Annotated in this window: 14 protein-coding genes; all 14 read right to left on the bottom strand. The window is 69.8% G+C overall.

The features are described 5' to 3' along the window. Positions 1 to 177: 177 nt before the first annotated feature. Positions 178 to 1,275: an LptF/LptG family permease gene (locus tag VNO22_06045; GenBank protein HXG60911.1), complete on the bottom strand. Its 1,098-nt coding sequence runs from the start codon at positions 1,273 to 1,275 to the stop codon at positions 178 to 180. After that, complete coding sequence (locus VNO22_06040; GenBank protein ID HXG60910.1) at positions 1,272 to 2,336, bottom strand: LptF/LptG family permease; 1,065 nt, start codon at positions 2,334 to 2,336, stop codon at positions 1,272 to 1,274. The genes VNO22_06045 and VNO22_06040 overlap by 4 nt, the downstream gene beginning before the upstream one ends. Next, a complete protein-coding gene (locus VNO22_06035; protein HXG60909.1) occupies positions 2,333 to 4,156 on the bottom strand; it encodes an ABC transporter ATP-binding protein in 1,824 nt (607 codons plus the stop codon). Before VNO22_06035 ends, VNO22_06040 begins: the two co-directional genes overlap by 4 nt. A gap of 2 nt (positions 4,157 to 4,158) precedes the next feature. Next, a complete protein-coding gene (locus tag VNO22_06030; protein ID HXG60908.1) occupies positions 4,159 to 5,907 on the bottom strand; it encodes an ABC transporter ATP-binding protein in 1,749 nt (582 codons plus the stop codon). Positions 5,908 to 5,918: 11 nt separating this feature from the next. Continuing rightward, entirely contained in the window at positions 5,919 to 7,067 is a 1,149-nt protein-coding gene (gene lpxB, locus VNO22_06025) for a lipid-A-disaccharide synthase (GenBank protein ID HXG60907.1), read from the bottom strand. Between the two features lie 12 nt (positions 7,068 to 7,079). Beyond that, positions 7,080 to 8,075, bottom strand: a complete 996-nt coding sequence (locus VNO22_06020) for a Gfo/Idh/MocA family oxidoreductase (protein ID HXG60906.1) — start codon at positions 8,073 to 8,075, stop codon at positions 7,080 to 7,082. After that, the gene (locus VNO22_06015; GenBank protein HXG60905.1) at positions 8,068 to 8,832 is read right to left on the bottom strand and encodes an acyl-ACP--UDP-N-acetylglucosamine O-acyltransferase; all 765 of its coding nucleotides are present in this window, start codon (positions 8,830 to 8,832) and stop codon (positions 8,068 to 8,070) included. The genes VNO22_06020 and VNO22_06015 overlap by 8 nt, the downstream gene beginning before the upstream one ends. A gap of 4 nt (positions 8,833 to 8,836) precedes the next feature. Then, a complete protein-coding gene (gene lpxA, locus VNO22_06010; GenBank protein HXG60904.1) occupies positions 8,837 to 9,670 on the bottom strand; it encodes an acyl-ACP--UDP-N-acetylglucosamine O-acyltransferase in 834 nt (277 codons plus the stop codon). Continuing rightward, positions 9,670 to 10,974, bottom strand: a complete 1,305-nt coding sequence (gene lpxC, locus VNO22_06005) for a UDP-3-O-acyl-N-acetylglucosamine deacetylase (protein ID HXG60903.1) — start codon at positions 10,972 to 10,974, stop codon at positions 9,670 to 9,672. The genes lpxA and lpxC overlap by 1 nt, the downstream gene beginning before the upstream one ends. Then, positions 10,971 to 12,023, bottom strand: a complete 1,053-nt coding sequence (lpxD, locus tag VNO22_06000) for a UDP-3-O-(3-hydroxymyristoyl)glucosamine N-acyltransferase (protein HXG60902.1) — start codon at positions 12,021 to 12,023, stop codon at positions 10,971 to 10,973. Before lpxD ends, lpxC begins: the two co-directional genes overlap by 4 nt. Before the next feature lie 7 nt (positions 12,024 to 12,030). After that, positions 12,031 to 12,729, bottom strand: coding sequence for an OmpH family outer membrane protein (locus VNO22_05995; protein HXG60901.1), 699 nt, complete (start codon positions 12,727 to 12,729; stop codon positions 12,031 to 12,033). An 11-nt stretch (positions 12,730 to 12,740) separates the two neighbouring features. Then, positions 12,741 to 15,173, bottom strand: a complete 2,433-nt coding sequence (gene bamA / locus VNO22_05990) for an outer membrane protein assembly factor BamA (protein ID HXG60900.1) — start codon at positions 15,171 to 15,173, stop codon at positions 12,741 to 12,743. A gap of 39 nt (positions 15,174 to 15,212) precedes the next feature. Next, on the bottom strand, positions 15,213 to 16,046 hold the full coding sequence (locus VNO22_05985; protein ID HXG60899.1) for a prephenate dehydrogenase: 834 nt from the start codon (positions 16,044 to 16,046) through the stop codon (positions 15,213 to 15,215). Between the two features lie 20 nt (positions 16,047 to 16,066). Further along, positions 16,067 to 16,761: 3-deoxy-7-phosphoheptulonate synthase (gene aroF / locus VNO22_05980; GenBank protein ID HXG60898.1), on the bottom strand; the 695-nt coding region annotated here is incomplete at its 5' end.

Below are 16,761 nucleotides of genomic sequence, written 5' to 3'. Positions count from 1 at the left end.
CGGCGGGGGGGGCCGGCGGTTCCTGGAGGGGCTTCGAGCCGGCCGAGGCCGGGGGGGGCCCCCAGGCGAGCGCGGCGGCCAGGACGCAGCCGTAAGCGGCGTACTTCGTGGGGGTTCTCCTTCGATCGCCTTCATTATATCCGGAGCCCGTCGGCTCCGGAATGTTCCGGGGGCCGCTTACGTCCGCATGCGCACGAAGGACGCCAGTCCTCCCAGGCCGAACACGGCCGTGGGTCCCCAGGCTGCCGCGGCGGGAGGGAGCTTGCCGCGGTTGCCCATGTCCAGGCAGGCGAAGTACGCCAGGTAGTACCCCATCGCCAGCGCGAAGCAGAAGAAAAGCCCGTTCAGGAAGCTCTTGGAATGGGCCCGGACGACGGCCGGGAGCCCCAGCAGGAGCAGGAGGATCGGCGAGAGCGGGAACGTCAGCCGCATGTGGACCTTCACGCCGCAGGAAGGGACGTGCGGATACCGGCGGGCCTCCTCCAGAAGCTGCCCGAGCGGCGCGAAGGGAAGCCGGTTGAGGAAGGACGCGCTGCGCCGGAGGGTCTCCGGCGTGAAGGGGGCCGGCACTTCGTATCCCTCGGGGCCCAGGGGGGCGCGCCGCGGCCGCGCCCGGCCGCCCGGAGGCGTCTCGAACTCGCCCGGGTACTCGATCTCGCCCTCGAAGGCCATCCACCGCTTGCGTCCCGGATCCCAGCGGCACAGCTTGGCGGTGACGATTTCCACCGGCCGCGCCGCCTCGTCGAGGCGGGTGATCTGGACCTGCCGGATCTCCCGCCGGACGTGGTCGTACTGGTGGCCCCAGAGGCGCGTCCACCCGTCGTAGTCCTCCACGCCCCAGCTCACCGCCCGGGTGGCGCGCACCTCGTCGGTCTCGACGATTTCGTCGCGCAGGCCGGGGAGGGCGTATTCTTCGAGCGCGGCGACGGCGGCGCCCGTCAGGAGGGCGGCGGCCAAAAACGGGGCGCTCAGCCGCCGGAGGCTCGTTCCGCTGGCGGCCACGGGGAGGATCTCGTTCGTCCGCGCCAGCTTGACCACCGTGAACATCGCCGCGAAGAGGACGACCGCCGGCAGGAGATAGGTCAGAAACATCGGGAGGCGGCACAGGTAATAGCGGCCGATGAAGAGCGGCACGGAGACGCCGCGGAGCTCCAGAAAGGAACCGAGTTTCGAGGCGAAGTCCACCGTCACGAAGAGGGCCGTCAGCGCCGTGAAGAAGACGACGAAGGCGGAAGCGAAGAGGCTCAGGACGTACCGGTCCAGAAGGCGGATCATTTGCGGAACACCCCCGCCAGGAGGGCGAGCGCGACGACGAGGAGGATTCCGTTCGGGGCCCACGCCGCGGCGGCGGGGGGAATCCGGCCCTGGTCGCCGACGCCCTGGAAGACGAAGAAGGCGACGAAATAGAGAATGAGCGGAGGCAGAGCCGCACCGAGCCCCGCCAGGCGGGAGCCCCGTTTGACGAGGATTCCGATGGGGACCGCGACGAGCACGAGCAGCATCGGCGCGGCCGACTGGGCCGTGCGGCTGTGGAGCGTCAGGAGGACGGCCCGCCGCTTGCGCGCGTCGGGCGCCCGGCCCCAGGCCTCCCACAGCTCCGCGCGCGTCATGTCGTCGGGTTTCTTGTCGGTTTCGTAGATTTCGGCGATCTCCAGGTCCACGGGCACGTCGCTGTCAGCGGTCATCTGAGCCACGTTGCCCTGGGCGTCGTAGTGGCGCGCCGTGGGACGCGAGAGGATCAGGCGCGGAGGGCGGCCCTCGGAGATCTGCACACGGCCGTGCATGGCGTAATATTCGACCTCCATCCGGTCGCGAGTATACTTGACGAGCGCCGGCCGCTCCATGCGGCCTTCACGGTAGTCCGCGTAGCTCAGCTTGTAGGGGCCGATCGAGAATCGCTGGGGTCCCGGGGGAGGGAGCTTGAGCAGGGTCAGGACCGATTCCCGGATCATCTTGCGGCGGGCGTAATGGGCCGCCGGGGCGGCGTGCTCGTGGACGGCCCACGACAGGCCGCAGAGCAGCAGCCCGAAGAAGATCGCCGGACTCAGGATCCGCGCCGTGTGAACGCCGCTCAGGCGCATGGCGTCCACCTCGTTGTCGGCCGCCATCCGGCCGTAGACCAGCGTCGCGGCGGTGCAGGACGCCACCAGAAGCGCCCACGGGGCCACGTAGCCGGCCGCCACCGGCGCGATCCGCACGAGGAGGTCGAGTCCCAGCCCCTCGAAGGCGCGGAAGATCTGGAACATGGTCCCGAGAAGGCACACCGCCATGACGGCCAGGGCCGCGAAGACGAAGCTCACGACGAGCTCCCGCAGGACGTAGCGCTGCAGGATCACGGCACCTCCACCGCCGGTCGGACGCCCCCGAGGCCGTCCTCCGGTTCCTTCCGCGCCGCCCCGTGTTGGAGGCGGTAGAGCTTGCGGTAGAGCCCGTCGCGGCGCAGCAGCTCCGCGTGGGTTCCCTCCTCCCGGACCTGCCCGCGATGGAGCACGAGAATCCGGTCGGCGTGCTGGATCGTCGAGAGCCGGTGCGCGATGACGATCGAGGTGCGGCCTTCGAGGAGCCGGAGGAGGCCCTCCTGGACGAGCTGCTCGGTTTCGGCGTCCACGCTCGACGTCGCCTCGTCGAGGATGAGGATGCGGGGGTCGAAGGCGAGCGCCCGGGCGAAGGAAAGGAGCTGCCGCTCGCCGACCGAAAGCGCCGCCCCGCGCTCGAGGACCGGCGTCTCGTAACCCCGGGGCAGGCGGCGGATGAGCCGGTCCGCATGAACGGCCCTTGCGGCCTCCTCGATCCGCGCGCGCGAAATCGAAGGGTCTCCCAGTCGGAGGTTGTCCTCCACGGTACCGGCGAAGAGGAAGACGTCCTGAAGCACCAGCCCCATCTGCCGGCGCAGGGACCTGGCCTGGAGCTCGCGCACGTCGTGTCCGTCCACGCGGATCGCTCCGGAGGCCGGCTCGTAGAACCGCAGGAGAAGGTTCAGGATCGTGGTTTTCCCGGCGCCGGTGAGGCCCACGATCGCCAGGGTCTCCCCGGGTTCGACGCGGAACGAGACCTCCCGCAGAACCGGCGTGCGGCCGTCGTAGCTGAAGGAGACGCGGTCGAACTCGATGAGCCCCCGCAAAGGAGGGGCCGGGCGGGCCCCGGGCCGGTCGGCCGCCTGGGGCGGCGTGTCCAGAATCTGGAAGATCCGCTCGCTGGAGGCCATGGCGGACTGAAGGATGTTGTACTTCTCCGCCAGCTCGCGCACCGGCAGGAAGAACTTGTGGACGAGATAGAGGAACGCCACGAGGGTACCGTAGGTGAGGGTTCCGTCGAGGATGCTGAGACCTCCGTAGGCCACGACGACCGCCAGGCCCGCCGCCGAGAGGACTTCGATGCCCGGGTAAAAGAGCGAATAGGCGAAGACGGCGCCGATGGCGCTGTCGCGATACTCGCCGTTGATGGCGCGGAAACGCTCCAGGCACGTGGTTTCGCGCCCGAAGGTCTGGATGGTGCGCATGCCGCCCAGGTTTTCGTTGAGGGTCCCGTTGAGGAGGGCGATGCGCCGGCGCATCTCGCGGTAGCGCTCCCGGGCGGCGCGGCGGAAAAGAAGGGTCGCCGCCAGCACGACCGGCGCGACCGCCAGCGTCACGAGCGCCAGGCGCGCGTCGACCACGAACATCATGACGACGACGCCGCCCAGCATCAGGACGTCCGCCGCGAACTCCACGAGGCCCGACGTGAAAAGCTCGTTGAGGTTTTCGACGTCCTGGGTGACGCGGACGACCAGCCGTCCCACGGACGTGCGGTCGAAGAAGGCGGGCGAGAGCTTCTGGAGGTGGCCGTAAAGCTCCATTCGGAGGTCGAAAAGCACGTTCTGGCCGACGAGGTTGGTGACCCACGAATAGAGGAACTCGAAGAGGCCGGTGGCCAGCGCCGCGGCCCCGAGGAGCGCCCCGTAGGCCGCCAGACCCGCGTAGTCTCCCTGAAGGAGGGGACCGTCCACGGCGCGCTTGAAGAGGAGGGGCCCGGCCAGATCCGCCGCGATGCGGACGGCCAGGAAGACGAAGGTGACGGCCACGAGCGGCGCATAGGGGCGCACGTACCCCAGGAAGCGCCGCATCAGGCGCGGGTCGTAATCCTTCGCCAGGAAATCGTCGTCGGCGTATTCGTGCACGGTCAGGGCGCTTCCGAGAGCTCCTCCTCCAGCCGCTGGGCTTCCCAGAGTTCGGCGTAGACCCCTCCCCGGGCCAGAAGCTCGTCGTGCCGGCCTTCCTCGACGATCCGGCCTTCGTCGAGGACGAAGATGCGGTCCGCGTCGGTCACGGCGGAGAGCCGGTGGGTGATGATGATCGCGGTGCGGCCGCGCAGGAAGTCCCTCAGGCGCCCGCGGATTTCCCGCTCCGTGTGGGAGTCCACGCTGGAGAACGCGTCGTCCAGGATGAGGATCCGCGGCTCGCGGACGATCGCCCGCGCGAGGGCGGCGCGCTGCTTCTGGCCGCCGGAAAGGGTCACGCCGCGCTCGCCGATCATCTGGTCGAGGCGGTCGGGAAACTGCTCGAGGTCGGCCGAAAGAAGCGACAGATCCGCCGCGCGTTCGACGGCCCCGTCCGGAACGCCGTCCACGCCTCCGAAGGCGATGTTGGCGCGGAGGCGGTCGGAGAAGAGAAAAAGATCCTGAGGGACGGCCCCGACGGCGCGGCGCAGCTCGGCGCGGGGGATTTCGACGATGTCGCGGCCGTCGACAAAAAGCGTTCCCGGGGGGACGGGATAATGCCGCAGGAGGAGCTGGACGAAGGTCGTCTTGCCCGCGCCGGTGCGGCCCACGAGGGCGACCTTCCAGCCGGGTTCGATCCGGAGCGTCAGGTCCCGCAGGGCGGGCGGCCGGTCGGGGGCGTAGGCGAAGGTGAGTCCTCGGGCCTCGATGCGTCCCTCGATCGGGCGCTCGAGGGGGCGCGCCCGGGCGTCGTCCACGTCCGGGCGCGCGTCGAAGATCTCGGCCAGGCGTCCGAGGCACGCGGCTCCCCGGTGGACGATCGAGAGGACCCATCCCAGGGCGATCATGGGCCACAGGAGCTGAAACTGGAGGGCGACGAAGGCGGTCAGCACGCCGAGGGTGATCGCGCCGCCCAGGAGCGCGCGTCCCCCGACCAGGAGCGTGACGACCAGGGCCGCCTCGGCCAGGACCAGAATCGCCGCCCATTGCCCGGCCCTCCAGCGGGCCAGGCGGAGCTGGCGCCGGCGGTATTCGTCGGAGGCCTCGCGGAAGCGTTCGATCTCGTGCTCCTCCCGCGCGAAGGCGCGGACCACGCGGGCCCCCGCGAAGTTCTCCTGGGCGCGGCCGGCCAGGGATCCGAGCTGGGACTGGACGTCGAGGGAGAGCGCGTGCATCCGGGTTCCGGTCCAGGCCATGACGGCGCTCACGCCGGCCAGGGGCAGGAGGCACAGCGCCGCCAGAGGCGCGTGGAGCGAGAACATGGCCGCCAGCGCCCCCGCGAAGAAGAGCCCCGTGGAAGCCAGGGACATGATGCCGATGCCGATCATCATCCGGACGCCGTCGAGGTCGTTGATGATGCGGGAGGAGAGGTCCCCGGACGGATGCAGGTCGAAGTAGCGGGCGGAAAGCGTTTCGAGGTGAGCGAACAGATCGTTGCGGAGTTCGTACTCGACCCGGCGGGAGGCGGCCAGGATCAGATACCGGCTGGAAAAGATGAAGATTCCGCGCAGGACGGCCAGGAGAACGATCGCTCCGGAAAAGCCCAGGACGAGTTCCCGCGTGGCGCCCGGTCCGAGGCGGTCGACGACATGGCGCACGAGGATCGGGGCCGCCACCCCGCAGGCGGCGGCCAGGACGACGAGGAAAAGTCCCGCAACGTACGCGCGTCGGTGGCGGCGGAGGTAGGGGGCCAGGCGCCGGAGGTGCCTCATCGAGGAGGCCACTATAGCATACCGGGGAGGGCCGGAAAAAGGGGGGATCCCGGCCGCCGCCGCTCGCGGGCCACGGCCAGAACTTCGCGGGCGGCGCGCAGGGAAGCGCCCGGCTCTCCCAGGCGGCGGCGGACCTCCTCGAGCGCGCGGCGCATGCCGGGGAGCCGGCCTTCCCTGAGGATCGCGACCGCCTCGCGCGCGATGAGCTCCGGGCGGGCGCGGAACTGATAGTACTCCGGCATGATCTCCCGGCCCGCGACGATGTTGACGAGGGCGTAGTGTTTCACGCGGATGAGGGGCCCGAGCGTGAGCGCCGTCAGCGGATTCAGGCGGTAGGTCACGATCATGGGAGTGCCGTAGATCGCCGCTTCCAGGGTCGCCGTTCCCGACGCGGTCAGGAGAAGGTCGCTCGCGGCCATGACCTCGGGGGTGCGGTTGTGGACGACGGCGAAGCCGGCCCCCTCGGCCCGGCGGGGATCGATCGCCGGCGCGCAGGCGACGACGAAACGCGCCCCGGGCACGTCGCGGGCGATGAGCTCCGCCGCGCGCCGCAGGATCGGAAAGAGCGCCGCGAACTGTGAGGCGCGGCTTCCCGGCAGGAGGCCGATCAGGGGATCGCCTCCGAATTCGCGCCGCACGGCCTCGCGGTCCACGGGCCGCGCCGCGTCCAGCAGCGGATGCCCCACGAACGTCACGTCCACCCCGGCGTCGCGGTAGAGGCGTTCCTCGAAGTCGAGGATGACGAGCATCTTGCGCACGAGGCGCCGGATGACGCGGATGCGGCCCGGGCGCCAGGCCCAGATCTGGGGGCTTACGTAGTAGACCACGGGAACGCCGTGGTCGGCCGCCCGGGCGGCGAAGCGCAGGTTGAAATCGGGCGAGTCGATGAGGACCGCGGCGTCCGGCCGAAGGGCGCGCAGCGCGCTCTGAAGCTTCCGGTAGAGCTGCGCGTAGCGGTGGAAGTTGCGGAACGCCTCGACGATGCCCACGGAGGCGTGGTCCGTGGGGTCGGCGAGGGTCTCGACGCCCGCCGCCCGGAGGTAGGCGCCTCCCGCGCCCGCCAGCCGCACGGAGGGGTCGAGCGTCCGGAGCGCCCGCGCGAGGTTGGCGCCGTGCAGGTCCCCCGAGGTTTCCCCGGCGACGATGAGGATCGTGGTCATCTCGCGGGCCGCTCACGTCCAGCGGTGGGCGCGCATCTCGGCCAGCACCGTCTCCGCGGCGCGCATGGCGCGCACGCCGTGCTCTCCCGGAACGACCGGCTCGCGGCCCTCGCGGACGCACTCGAGGAAGCTCCGGAGCTCCCGCGCCAGGGGCTCCTCGTCCGGAAGCGGCACCTCCTGGATGGAATAGAACTCCCTGGGAATCTGGGCCAGGTCCGCCAGGGTCAGCTCGCGGTCCCGGGGCAGGCGCGCGAGGGCTTCCGCCAGCTGCGGCGTGGTGCGGTAGATCCACGCCTCCTTGGCGAGCGTATCGACGGTCACGTAGGCGTCCTCCGAGAAGACGCGGATCTTGCGCAGGGTCTTGTCGGAGATGCGGCTGGCGGTGAGGTTGGCGACGCATCCGTTCTCGAATTCCAGGCGCGCGTTGGCGATGTCCTCCTTGCCGAAAAGGAGCGAGGTCCCCACGGCATCCACGCGGACGAGCGGGCTGGGGACGAGGTGGAGCACGATGTCGAGGTCGTGGATCATGAGGTCGAGGACCACGTCGATGTCGGGGGACCGGAAGCGGAAGGGGGAGAGCCGGTGGGCCTCGATAAAGCGCGGCTTGCGGACGACGTCGAGGACGGCGGTCACGGCGGGGTTGAAGCGCTCGACGTGGCCCACCTGGAGCGCGGCGCCGCGGGCGCGGGCCAGGCGGCAGAGGTCCTCGGCCTGTTCGACGGTCTTGGCCAGGGGTTTTTCGACGAGGGCGGGGACGCCGCGCTCGAGGAACGCGCGGGCCACGGCGTGGTGATCGGCGGTGGGGACGGCGACGCTGACGGCGTCCACGCGTCCGAGGAGGTCCCGGAAGTCGGTGAAGGCGGGGACGCCGAAGGCGGCGCCGGTTTCGGCCGCGCGATCCGGAAGGGCGTCGCACACGGCGGCCAGGACGCCGAGCTCCTTCCAGATGCGGGCGTGCTGGCGGCCCAGGTGTCCGACGCCGACCACGCCGACGCGGACGTCACCCACGGCGGGCCTCCTCGGCCCGGCCGAGCCGGCCGGCGGCGCTGCGACGCAGGAACGCCACGAGGGTTCGAACCTCTTCGGAGGGCTCGTCCTCCAGCCGGGCGAGCGCCTCGGGGCGCGGCAGGCCCGAGCGCCAGATCGCCTCGAAGGCGCGCTCGAGGGCTTCCGTGCGGCATCGGGGGTTGACCCCGCGGACCTCGAAATGGTTGCCGTCCACCCACATGTAGGGGGGCACGTCCTCGGTGATGGGGATGTGGCTGCGGGACCAGCTCCAGCGGCCGACCGTGACGAACTGATGGGTGCCCCCGAGGCCTTCGATCCAGGCGTGGTCCTCGACGACCGTGTGGCCGCCCAGGACCGCGAAGCTGCACAGGAGGACGTCGTTTCCCACGACGGAGTCGTGTCCCACGTGGGAGGCGACATGGAAGCGGTTGCGGTCGCCGATGCGGGTGACCCCGCCGGGGCGCTTGGGGCGGTGGACGGTGACGGATTCGCGGAAGAGGTTGCCTTCCCCGATCTCGACGCGCCCGTCGGGGGCGGGCGGCTGGAGGTCCTGGGGATCTCCGCCGATCGAGGCGTTGGCGTGGAAGACGTTCCGGGGCCCGGCGGTCAGGGGGCCGCGGAGCATGACGCGGGGGCCCAGGATGCAGCCGGGGCCGAGGCGGACGGGGCCGGAGATGATCGAGAAGGGACCCACCTCGACGTCGTCGGCGAGCTCGGCGGCGGGGTCCACGATCGCGGTCGGATGGATGCGGGCCATGGGGTCACTCCAGGAGATCCGCTTCGGGTTCGATCGCGGTGGCCGTGGTGCGCAGCTCCCGGGCGCGGCCCATGCGGCCGCGGTCCGAGGCGCGCAGGAACTCGATGAGGATGCGGATCTCGGGGATCTGCCCGCTGCGCCGCTCCAGTTCGCCGAGGGCGTCCGGCTTGGGAAGCCCGGAGCGCCAGACGAGGCGATGGGCTTCCCGCAGGGCGTTGATGACGTCGGGGCGGAAGCCGCGGCGGCGCAGGCCCACGCTGTTGACGCCGCGCACCTCGCCGGCGAATCCCTGGGTGATCATGTAGGGCGGCGCGTCCTGGTTGATGCGGGAGCAGCCTCCGATGAAGGCGTGCTGGCCGATCGTCACGAAGTGGTGCACGGCCACCCAGCCGCTGATGATGGCATGGGATTCGACGCGGATGTGTCCGGCCAGGAGGCTCCCGTTGGCCAGGATGCAGTTGTCTTCGATGATCGTGTCGTGGGCCACGTGGCAGTTGGCCATGAGGTAGTTGCGGTTGCCCACGATCGTCTCGCTGCCCCCGCCGAGGGTGCCCTTGTTGATCGTGACCCCTTCGCGGATCACGTTTTCGTCGCCGATGATCGTGACGGAGTCCTCGCCGCGGAACTTGAGATCCTGGGGGTCGCCGCCCAGGACGGCATAGGGGTGGATGACGTTGCGGGCGCCGATCGTGGTGCGGCCGACGACGGTGACGGAGTGGAGGAGCTTGGTCCCGGGGCCGATCGTGACCTTGGGGCCGAGGACGCAGAAGGGTCCGATGTCCGCGGTGGCGTGGACGCGGGCTCCGGACTCGACGACGGCGGTGGGGTGGATCGGCATCAGGGATTGTCCATGAGCATGAACTTCATGTTCGCCTCGGCCACGAGCTGGCCGTCCACCGTGGCGCGGGCGTAGACCTCTCCCGTGCGGGCCTTGACCTTGAGGGTTTCGACCTCGATGCGCAGCTGATCGCCGGGGACGACGCTCTTACGGAGCTTGACGCCGTCCAGGGAGAGAAGGACGGCGACCTTGGCCTGGTTTTCGCTCTTGCGCATGAGGAGGGCGCCGGCGAGCTGGGCCATGGCTTCGATCTGGAGGACGCCGGGCATGATGGGCTGGTCGGGGAAATGGCCCTGGAAGAAGGGCTCGTTGTAGGTCACGTTCTTGATGCCGACGGCGCGCCGGTACCCCTCGAGCTCGATCACCTTGTCGATGAGGAGGAAGGGGTAGCGGTGGGGGAGGATCTTGGCGATCTCGCGCACGTCCAGGAGGGTCGCCGCGGCGCGGCGGGGGGCCTGTTCTCCGCCTTCCTCGAACGCGGCGGCGATCTTCTTGACGAGCTTGATGTTGGTGGTATGGCCGGATTTCACGGCCACGACGTGGGCGCGCAGTCCCGCGCCCAGGGTCGTCAGGTCTCCCAGGAGATCCAGGATCTTGTGCCGCACGGGCTCGTCGGGGAAGCGCAGCGTGTTCTGGATCGGCCCGTCGGGTCCCAGGACCACCGTGTTCTGGTAGCTGGCGCCTTTGCCGAGCCCCTGCTGGATGAGCGCCTCCGCTTCGCTCTGCAGGCAGAACGTGCGGGCGGGGGCGATCAGGCGGGCGTAGGACTCGTCGGTGACGTCGAGGGTGAAGTGCTGCTGTCCGATGGCCGTGCCCGGGTAATTCAGCGTGTAGGAGACGGAGAGTCCGTTTTCTCCGGGAAGGGCGACGATGGAGGCGTCGTTGTCGCTGACGGCGATCGGTTCCCGGACGACGTGGACCTTGCGCGGCTCCGGCTGTTCGACGATTCCGGCCTGGCGGAAGAGTTCCACGAAAGGGGCGCTGGAGCCGTCCGCGTTGGGGACCTCGGGGGCGTCGATTTCGATCTCCAGGTTGTCGAGTTCCAGCCCTCCCGCGGCGGACAGGAGATGTTCGATCGTCTCCACTTCGGCGTTCTCCCCGGAGACGGCGCTGCGCCGGAACTTGCTGGCGACCGTATCCGGGGTGACGGGGAGGCGCGGCCGGCCGGGCAGGTCCACGCGGACGAACGCGATGCCGGAATTGGGAGGCGCCGGGTTCACGCGGATCCGGGCGCGGCAGCCTCCGAAGAGGCCGACCCCTTCGAACTCCACGGGCTTGGCGAGCGTGCGCTGGTTCTTCTTCATAAAGACGTCGGTTCGCTTCCGGCCTCGAGCTTTCGGCGGAGGTCCTCCACTTCGCGGCGCAGGCGCTTGATCTCGGCGAGGGCTTCCGGGAGCCTGGCCAGAGCCGCCATCTGCCGGAGGTGGAGGCGCATGTCCACGGCGTGTTCCCCCGAGACGACGGCCCCGGGGGGGACGTTCTTGGAGACGCCGGCCTGCGCGGTGACGGCCGCGCCGTCGCCCACCTCGAGGTGTCCGGCCAGACCCGCCTGGCCGCCGAGGACGACGCCCCGTCCCAGGCGCGTGCTGCCCGAGATGCCCGCCTGAGCCACGATCAGGCAATGTTCCCCGATCTGCACGTTGTGACCGATCTGCACGAGGTTGTCGATCTTGGTCCCGCGGCCGATCACGGTGCGGCCGAAGCGGGCGCGGTCCACGGTGACGTTGGCGCCGATCTCGACGTCATCCTCGACGACGACGATGCCGACCTGGGGGATCTTGTGGTGGACGCCTCCTTCGGTGGCGTAGCCGAACCCGTCGGCCCCGATGACGGCGCCGCTGTGGAGGATGACGCGGGCGCCGAGGACGCATCTTTCGCGCACAACGACCTGGGGGTAGAGGACGCCGTCGGGGCCGATCGCGGCGCCGTGGCCCACGTAGACCTGGGGGTAAAGGACGGTGCGGTCGCCGATCGAGGCGCCGGATTCGACGACGGCGCCGGCGCCCACGGCAACGTCACGTCCGAGGCGGGCGTCCGGGGCGACGACGGCGGAGGGATGGACGCCGGGGGCGGGCCGGGGCGGCGTTCCGTTGAAGCGTTCGGCCACGCGGGCGAAGGCCAGATCGGGATTGGCGGCCACGAGGGCGGGGATGGGGGCCCGGACGCCCGGGGCGACGATGACGGCGCTGGCGCGGGTGGACGCCAGGAGGGGCTCGTACTTGGGGTTGGCCAGGAAGGTAATGTCTCCCTCGCCGGCCTCGCGCAGGCCGCCGACGCCGCGGATGCGGACGGCGCCGTCGCCGGCGACCGTGCCGCCCACGTACTCCGCCAGTTCCTTCAGGGTCCACTCCATGAGGGGATCACTTCGGCCGCGTGCCCTTGCAGCCCAGGGTCTTCGTGCAGGTTTCGCTGCGGTTCTTCTGGCCGCAGAACTTGCATTCCCATTCGCCGCCGGGGGGGACGGGGTTGGCGGCCTTCAGCTTGGCCCACTCCTCGTTGAGGCGCTTGAGGACCTGGGGGGTGATGTCGACGGCGTCGTGGTGGAAGAGGACCACGCGGTTGTTGATCCGCTGGCTGACGGTCTCGGGGTCCTGTTCCTCGAGGAGGGGCTGCTCCACGCGCAGGATGAGGTCGAACTTCTGTTCCTGGCCGATCATGGAGATCACCTTGCGGATGTCGTTGTAGATCTCCATCTTGCGGTCGCTGTAGTAGTCGAGGTACTTGGCGCGGCCGTACTCCTTTTCGAACTTGAGGTCGGTTTCGAGGCGCCGCAGGTCCAGGAGCTTCTGGGCGCGCAGGCCGCTCTCGCGGGGAAGGGCCTCGATCTGGTCGCGCAGTTCGAGCATTTTCTTTTCGATGTCCTTGAGGCGCTTGGCGTAGTCGTCGGCCATGCGCTGGAGGTCCGCGTCCACGTCCTTGATGCGCTCGTACTTATCCTTTTCGAAGCACGTCTTGAGGTTGACCACGCCCAGCTTGAACGAGTTCTGGGCGGGCCCGGCCGCGGCCAGGACGGCCAGGGCCGCCGCCAGGGCGGCCGCGGGGATGGCGAACTTCCGCATGGCGGACTCCTTTAGAAGAGGGCTCCGATGTCGAAAGTCACCGTCTGGCGTTCGTCCTCGTCCTCCCGGGTGAGGGGGAAGCCGAAGTCGAGCTTGACGGGAACGTTGCCGAGCTGGGGGATGAGGAACCGGATGCCGAACCCCACGGTGTTGCGCCACCGGTCGTGGGCCAGGCCTTCGATTTCGGAGGTGAGGTTGGCCAGGTCCCAGAAGAAGGCGCCGCGGAGGAATTCGACGAAGAGGGGATACGAATACTCGAGGGTGAAAAGGACGTACGCCTCGCCGCCGACGGGATCGCCGGCCTCGTGGGGGCCCATGCCGCGGAAGTCGAAGCCGCGGATCGAGTCCCGGCCGCCGGCGTAGAACCGTTCGATGAGGGGGACGGACTCCTGCCCCCGGGCGCCGTGGACCCATCCGAAGGTGAACTGGAAGCTGCCCACGTGCTTGAGGCGGCTTTCGGTTTCGAAGAGGGTCATGTGTCCCTCGGTTTCGAAGAGGAACTTGTTGAAGTCGAAGTCGCCGGGGAGGATCTGGCCGGCGTATTCCCAGCTCACCAGGGCGCGGAGGCCCTCGGTGGGGAAGACGAAGCTGTCGCGGGTGTCCCAGATGAGGGCGGGGGTGATGGAGAAGACGGTGTTTTCGCCCTCCAGCTCGCGGACGGCGAGGGGGGCGTCCGGTTCGATGTTGTCCACATTCACGCGGTACCCGTTCAGGGCCAGCTGGAGCGCCAGGGGATCGTAGCGCTTGTCGAAGACGAGCTGGGCGCCGAGCCGGCGGTCGTCGTAGGACTCGCGAAGAGTGTTGGTGGCGTAGCCGCGGACGCCCATGCCGAAATCGTAACCGAAGACGTAGGGTTCCTTGAAGTCCACGGTGTAAGTCTGGCGCCGGGCGGCGGGGGCCAGGCGGATGCGCAGGAACTGGCCGCCTCCGGCGAAACCGGTGCCGGCGAAGAGGTCCTCGAAGGAGGTCGGAAGATCCGAAAGGTCGAAGTTCCGCTGGGTGAATTCGAGGATTCCGAGGATGCCGAAGCTGGAGCTGTAGCCGGCGGCGAAGCGGAGGGTGCCGGTCTGGCCCTCGCGGATGTCCACGATGACGTCGCGTTCCTGGGGCGTTTCGCCTTCCTGGGTGCGGGTGGCGACGCCGCCGGGCTCCACCCATCCGCGGTCCTGCAGTCTGCGCGCGGCCAGCGTCAGGTTGCGGCTGTTGAATTCCTCGCCGGGGACGAACCCGGTGCGGGTGAATTCCCGGCGGATGACGTCCTCGCGGGTCTTGGTGTTGCCCTCGATGATGAGGCGGCCGACGAAGATCTTCTCGTTCTCCTTGATCGAGAAGACCAGATCGAGTTCGGGGGCGTCCTTGGACACCAGGGTGGTCGAGTTGATTTCGGCCAGGATGTAGGCGCGTTCCCCGTAGCGTTCGCGGATGCGGGCGACGTCGCGTTCGGCGTTGCGCTCGGTATACGGTTCGCCGGGCTTGGAGAGGAGCCAGCTCTTGATTTCCTCCTCGGAAAAAACGCGGCGGGCGGCGGGGTCGAACTCGACGCGGACGTCGCGGATGCGGTAGCGGGGGCCTTCGTCCACGTGGAGGGTGATCGACACGTGGGTCTTGTCGTCGCTGAAGACGAGGTCCTGGACGAAGACGCGCTCGCCGTGGTGGATGTCCAGCCACCCTTCGAGCCGGTAGTAGAGCTTGATGCGTTCGATGTCCTCGCGGAGGTGGCGTTCGACGAAGGGCTCCTTTCCGGTCGGGATGATTCCCAGGAGGCGGCCGCTTTCCTTGGTGAGCATGAAGCGCCGGAGTTCGCTTTCGTCCACGGTGACGCCGGTGAAGCGGATTTCGTCCACGCTGACGAGGGGGCCCTCGAGGATCGTCCAGGTGAGAATCACGCCGCCGCCGGGGCCGGGGCGGGTGGAGTCCTCGACGCTGGAGAAGTGATATCCCTTCTGGAGGTACTGTTCGCGGATGTAGGCGCGGTCCTGCTGGAGGTAGGCGGGGTTGAGGGGGTCGCCGGCGCCGACGCGGAGGTTGGGCCGGACCTGGTTGACGGGGAGGACCGTGAGGCCGCGGAACTCGACGGCTTCGACGAGGGGGTATTCGCGGACGAAGATCGTGACGAGGACCTTGGCGGCGGGGTCGGCCGGGTCGGGGAGGATCCGGATATCGACGCTTTCGAAGCGCTGGGTTTCCCAGAGGGCCTTGTAGGCGCGGTCCACGGCGGCGCGGGTGATGCGCTGGCCGCGGCGCAAGCCGCTGAGGTTTTCGATGTGGGACTTATGTTCGCGGACCTGGCCGGCGGCGTTGACGCCGGAGATTTCTTTTCCCTCCCAGGGAGGGGGATCCTGGGCGGAAGGCGCGCCCGGGAGGACTCCCTCGGCACGGCTCCCGGCCAGAAGCACCCCGGCCAGCGCCCCGGCGGCGGCCCAGAGGATCCGGAACGGGGGCATAGGTTGAGGGGCGAGGATACCAGAAGCCCGGGGGGGATTCTAGAATTTGAGGCTTTGGCGGCGCTCCCGCGCGCGGTGAAGGCGCTTTCGGAGCGCCTCCTCGTCTCCGCGTTCGACGAGCCGTGCCAGCTCCGCCAGTCTCCGCCCGAACTCGCGGGCCGCCCGGCCGACGGAGGCGCGGTTGGTCAGCAGGAAATCCAGGCACATCTCCACGTCCGCCAGGGCCACGCGCGTCGCGTCCCGATACGAGTTGCCCGCCACCCGCACCGCTCCGTCGGGCTCCTCGGCCAGCGCGTAGGCGATCAGGTGAGGCACGTGGCTCACCCGGGCCACCGCCAGATCGTGCTCCCGGGGATCCTCCATCCAGATCGGCCGCGCCCCCACGTCGCGCACCAGGCGTTCCAGAAGCCCGGCGGAGCGGCGCGCCCCCGGCGAGGCGGGCACTAGGATCCACGGCCGGTTTCGGAAGAGCTCCGGGTCCGCGCCGTCGAGGCCCGCCCGCTCGTTGCCGGCCATGGGATGACCGCCCACGGCGGGACCCCGCCGCGCGTGGCGCGCCAGCGCCCCCACGATCGCCGCCTTGGTGCTTCCGACGTCCGTCAGGAGGGCGCCCGGGCGGACGAGCGAGGCCACCTGCGGGATCTGCGCCAGAAGCGTCCGCACCGGGGTGGCCAGGACCACGACGTCCGCCGAGGAGACCGCCGCCAGATCGGTGCCCGCTTCGGCCACCCAGCCCCGGCGGCGCGCGCGACGGGCCGTCTCCGCGCTCCGGGTTACCCCCACCACGCGCGCCAGACGACCGCGGGTGAGCGCTCCGGCGAGCGATCCCCCGATCTGGCCCAGGCCGACGACGGCGACCGTTGGCGTTCTCATGCGGCGCGCGGACGCTCCGGTCAGTTCTTCTGAATCTCGAGTCCCACCACGCGCGCCAGCGGCCGCAGCTCCGCCACGAGCTTTTCGAACATCTCCGGCGTCAGGCTCTGAGGGCCGTCGCAAAGCGCCTTCTCGGGATGGGGATGGACCTCGATGAGGACGCCGTCGGCGCCCGCCGCCACGGCCGCCTTGGCCAGGGGCGGCACGAACTCGCGGATCCCCGTCGCGTGCGAGGGATCGATGATGATCGGCAGGTGCGAGAGGCTGCGGATCACGGGCACCGCGCCGATGTCGAGCGTGTTGCGCGTGGCCTTCTCGAACGTCCGGATGCCGCGCTCGCAGAGGATCACGTTCGGGTTCCCTCGGGAGAGGATGTATTCGGCGCACAGGAGCCACTCCTCGATCGTGGAGGAGAGGCCCCGCTTGAGGAGCACGGGCTTTTCCTGGCGCCCCACGGCGTCCAGCAGATTGAAGTTCTGCATGTTCCGGGCGCCGATCTGGAGGATGTCGGCCACCTCGGCGACGCGCGCGACGTCCTCGACGGCCATGACTTCGGTGATGACGGGAAGGCCGGTCTCTTTCCGCGCCTGGGCGAGGATCTCCAGTCCCTTGGGCCCCAGGCCCTGGAAGCTGTAGGGCGAGGTTCGGGGTTTGTAGGCGCCGCCGCGCAGGACGTGGGCGCCCGCCTTGCGGACCCGGCGGGCGCAGTCCAGGG

Source organism: Planctomycetota bacterium, from assembly GCA_035574235.1.
In the GTDB taxonomy this organism is placed as follows: domain Bacteria; phylum Planctomycetota; class MHYJ01; order MHYJ01; family JACPRB01; genus DATLZA01.
This window is presented reverse-complemented; position numbering and strand designations above follow the sequence as displayed.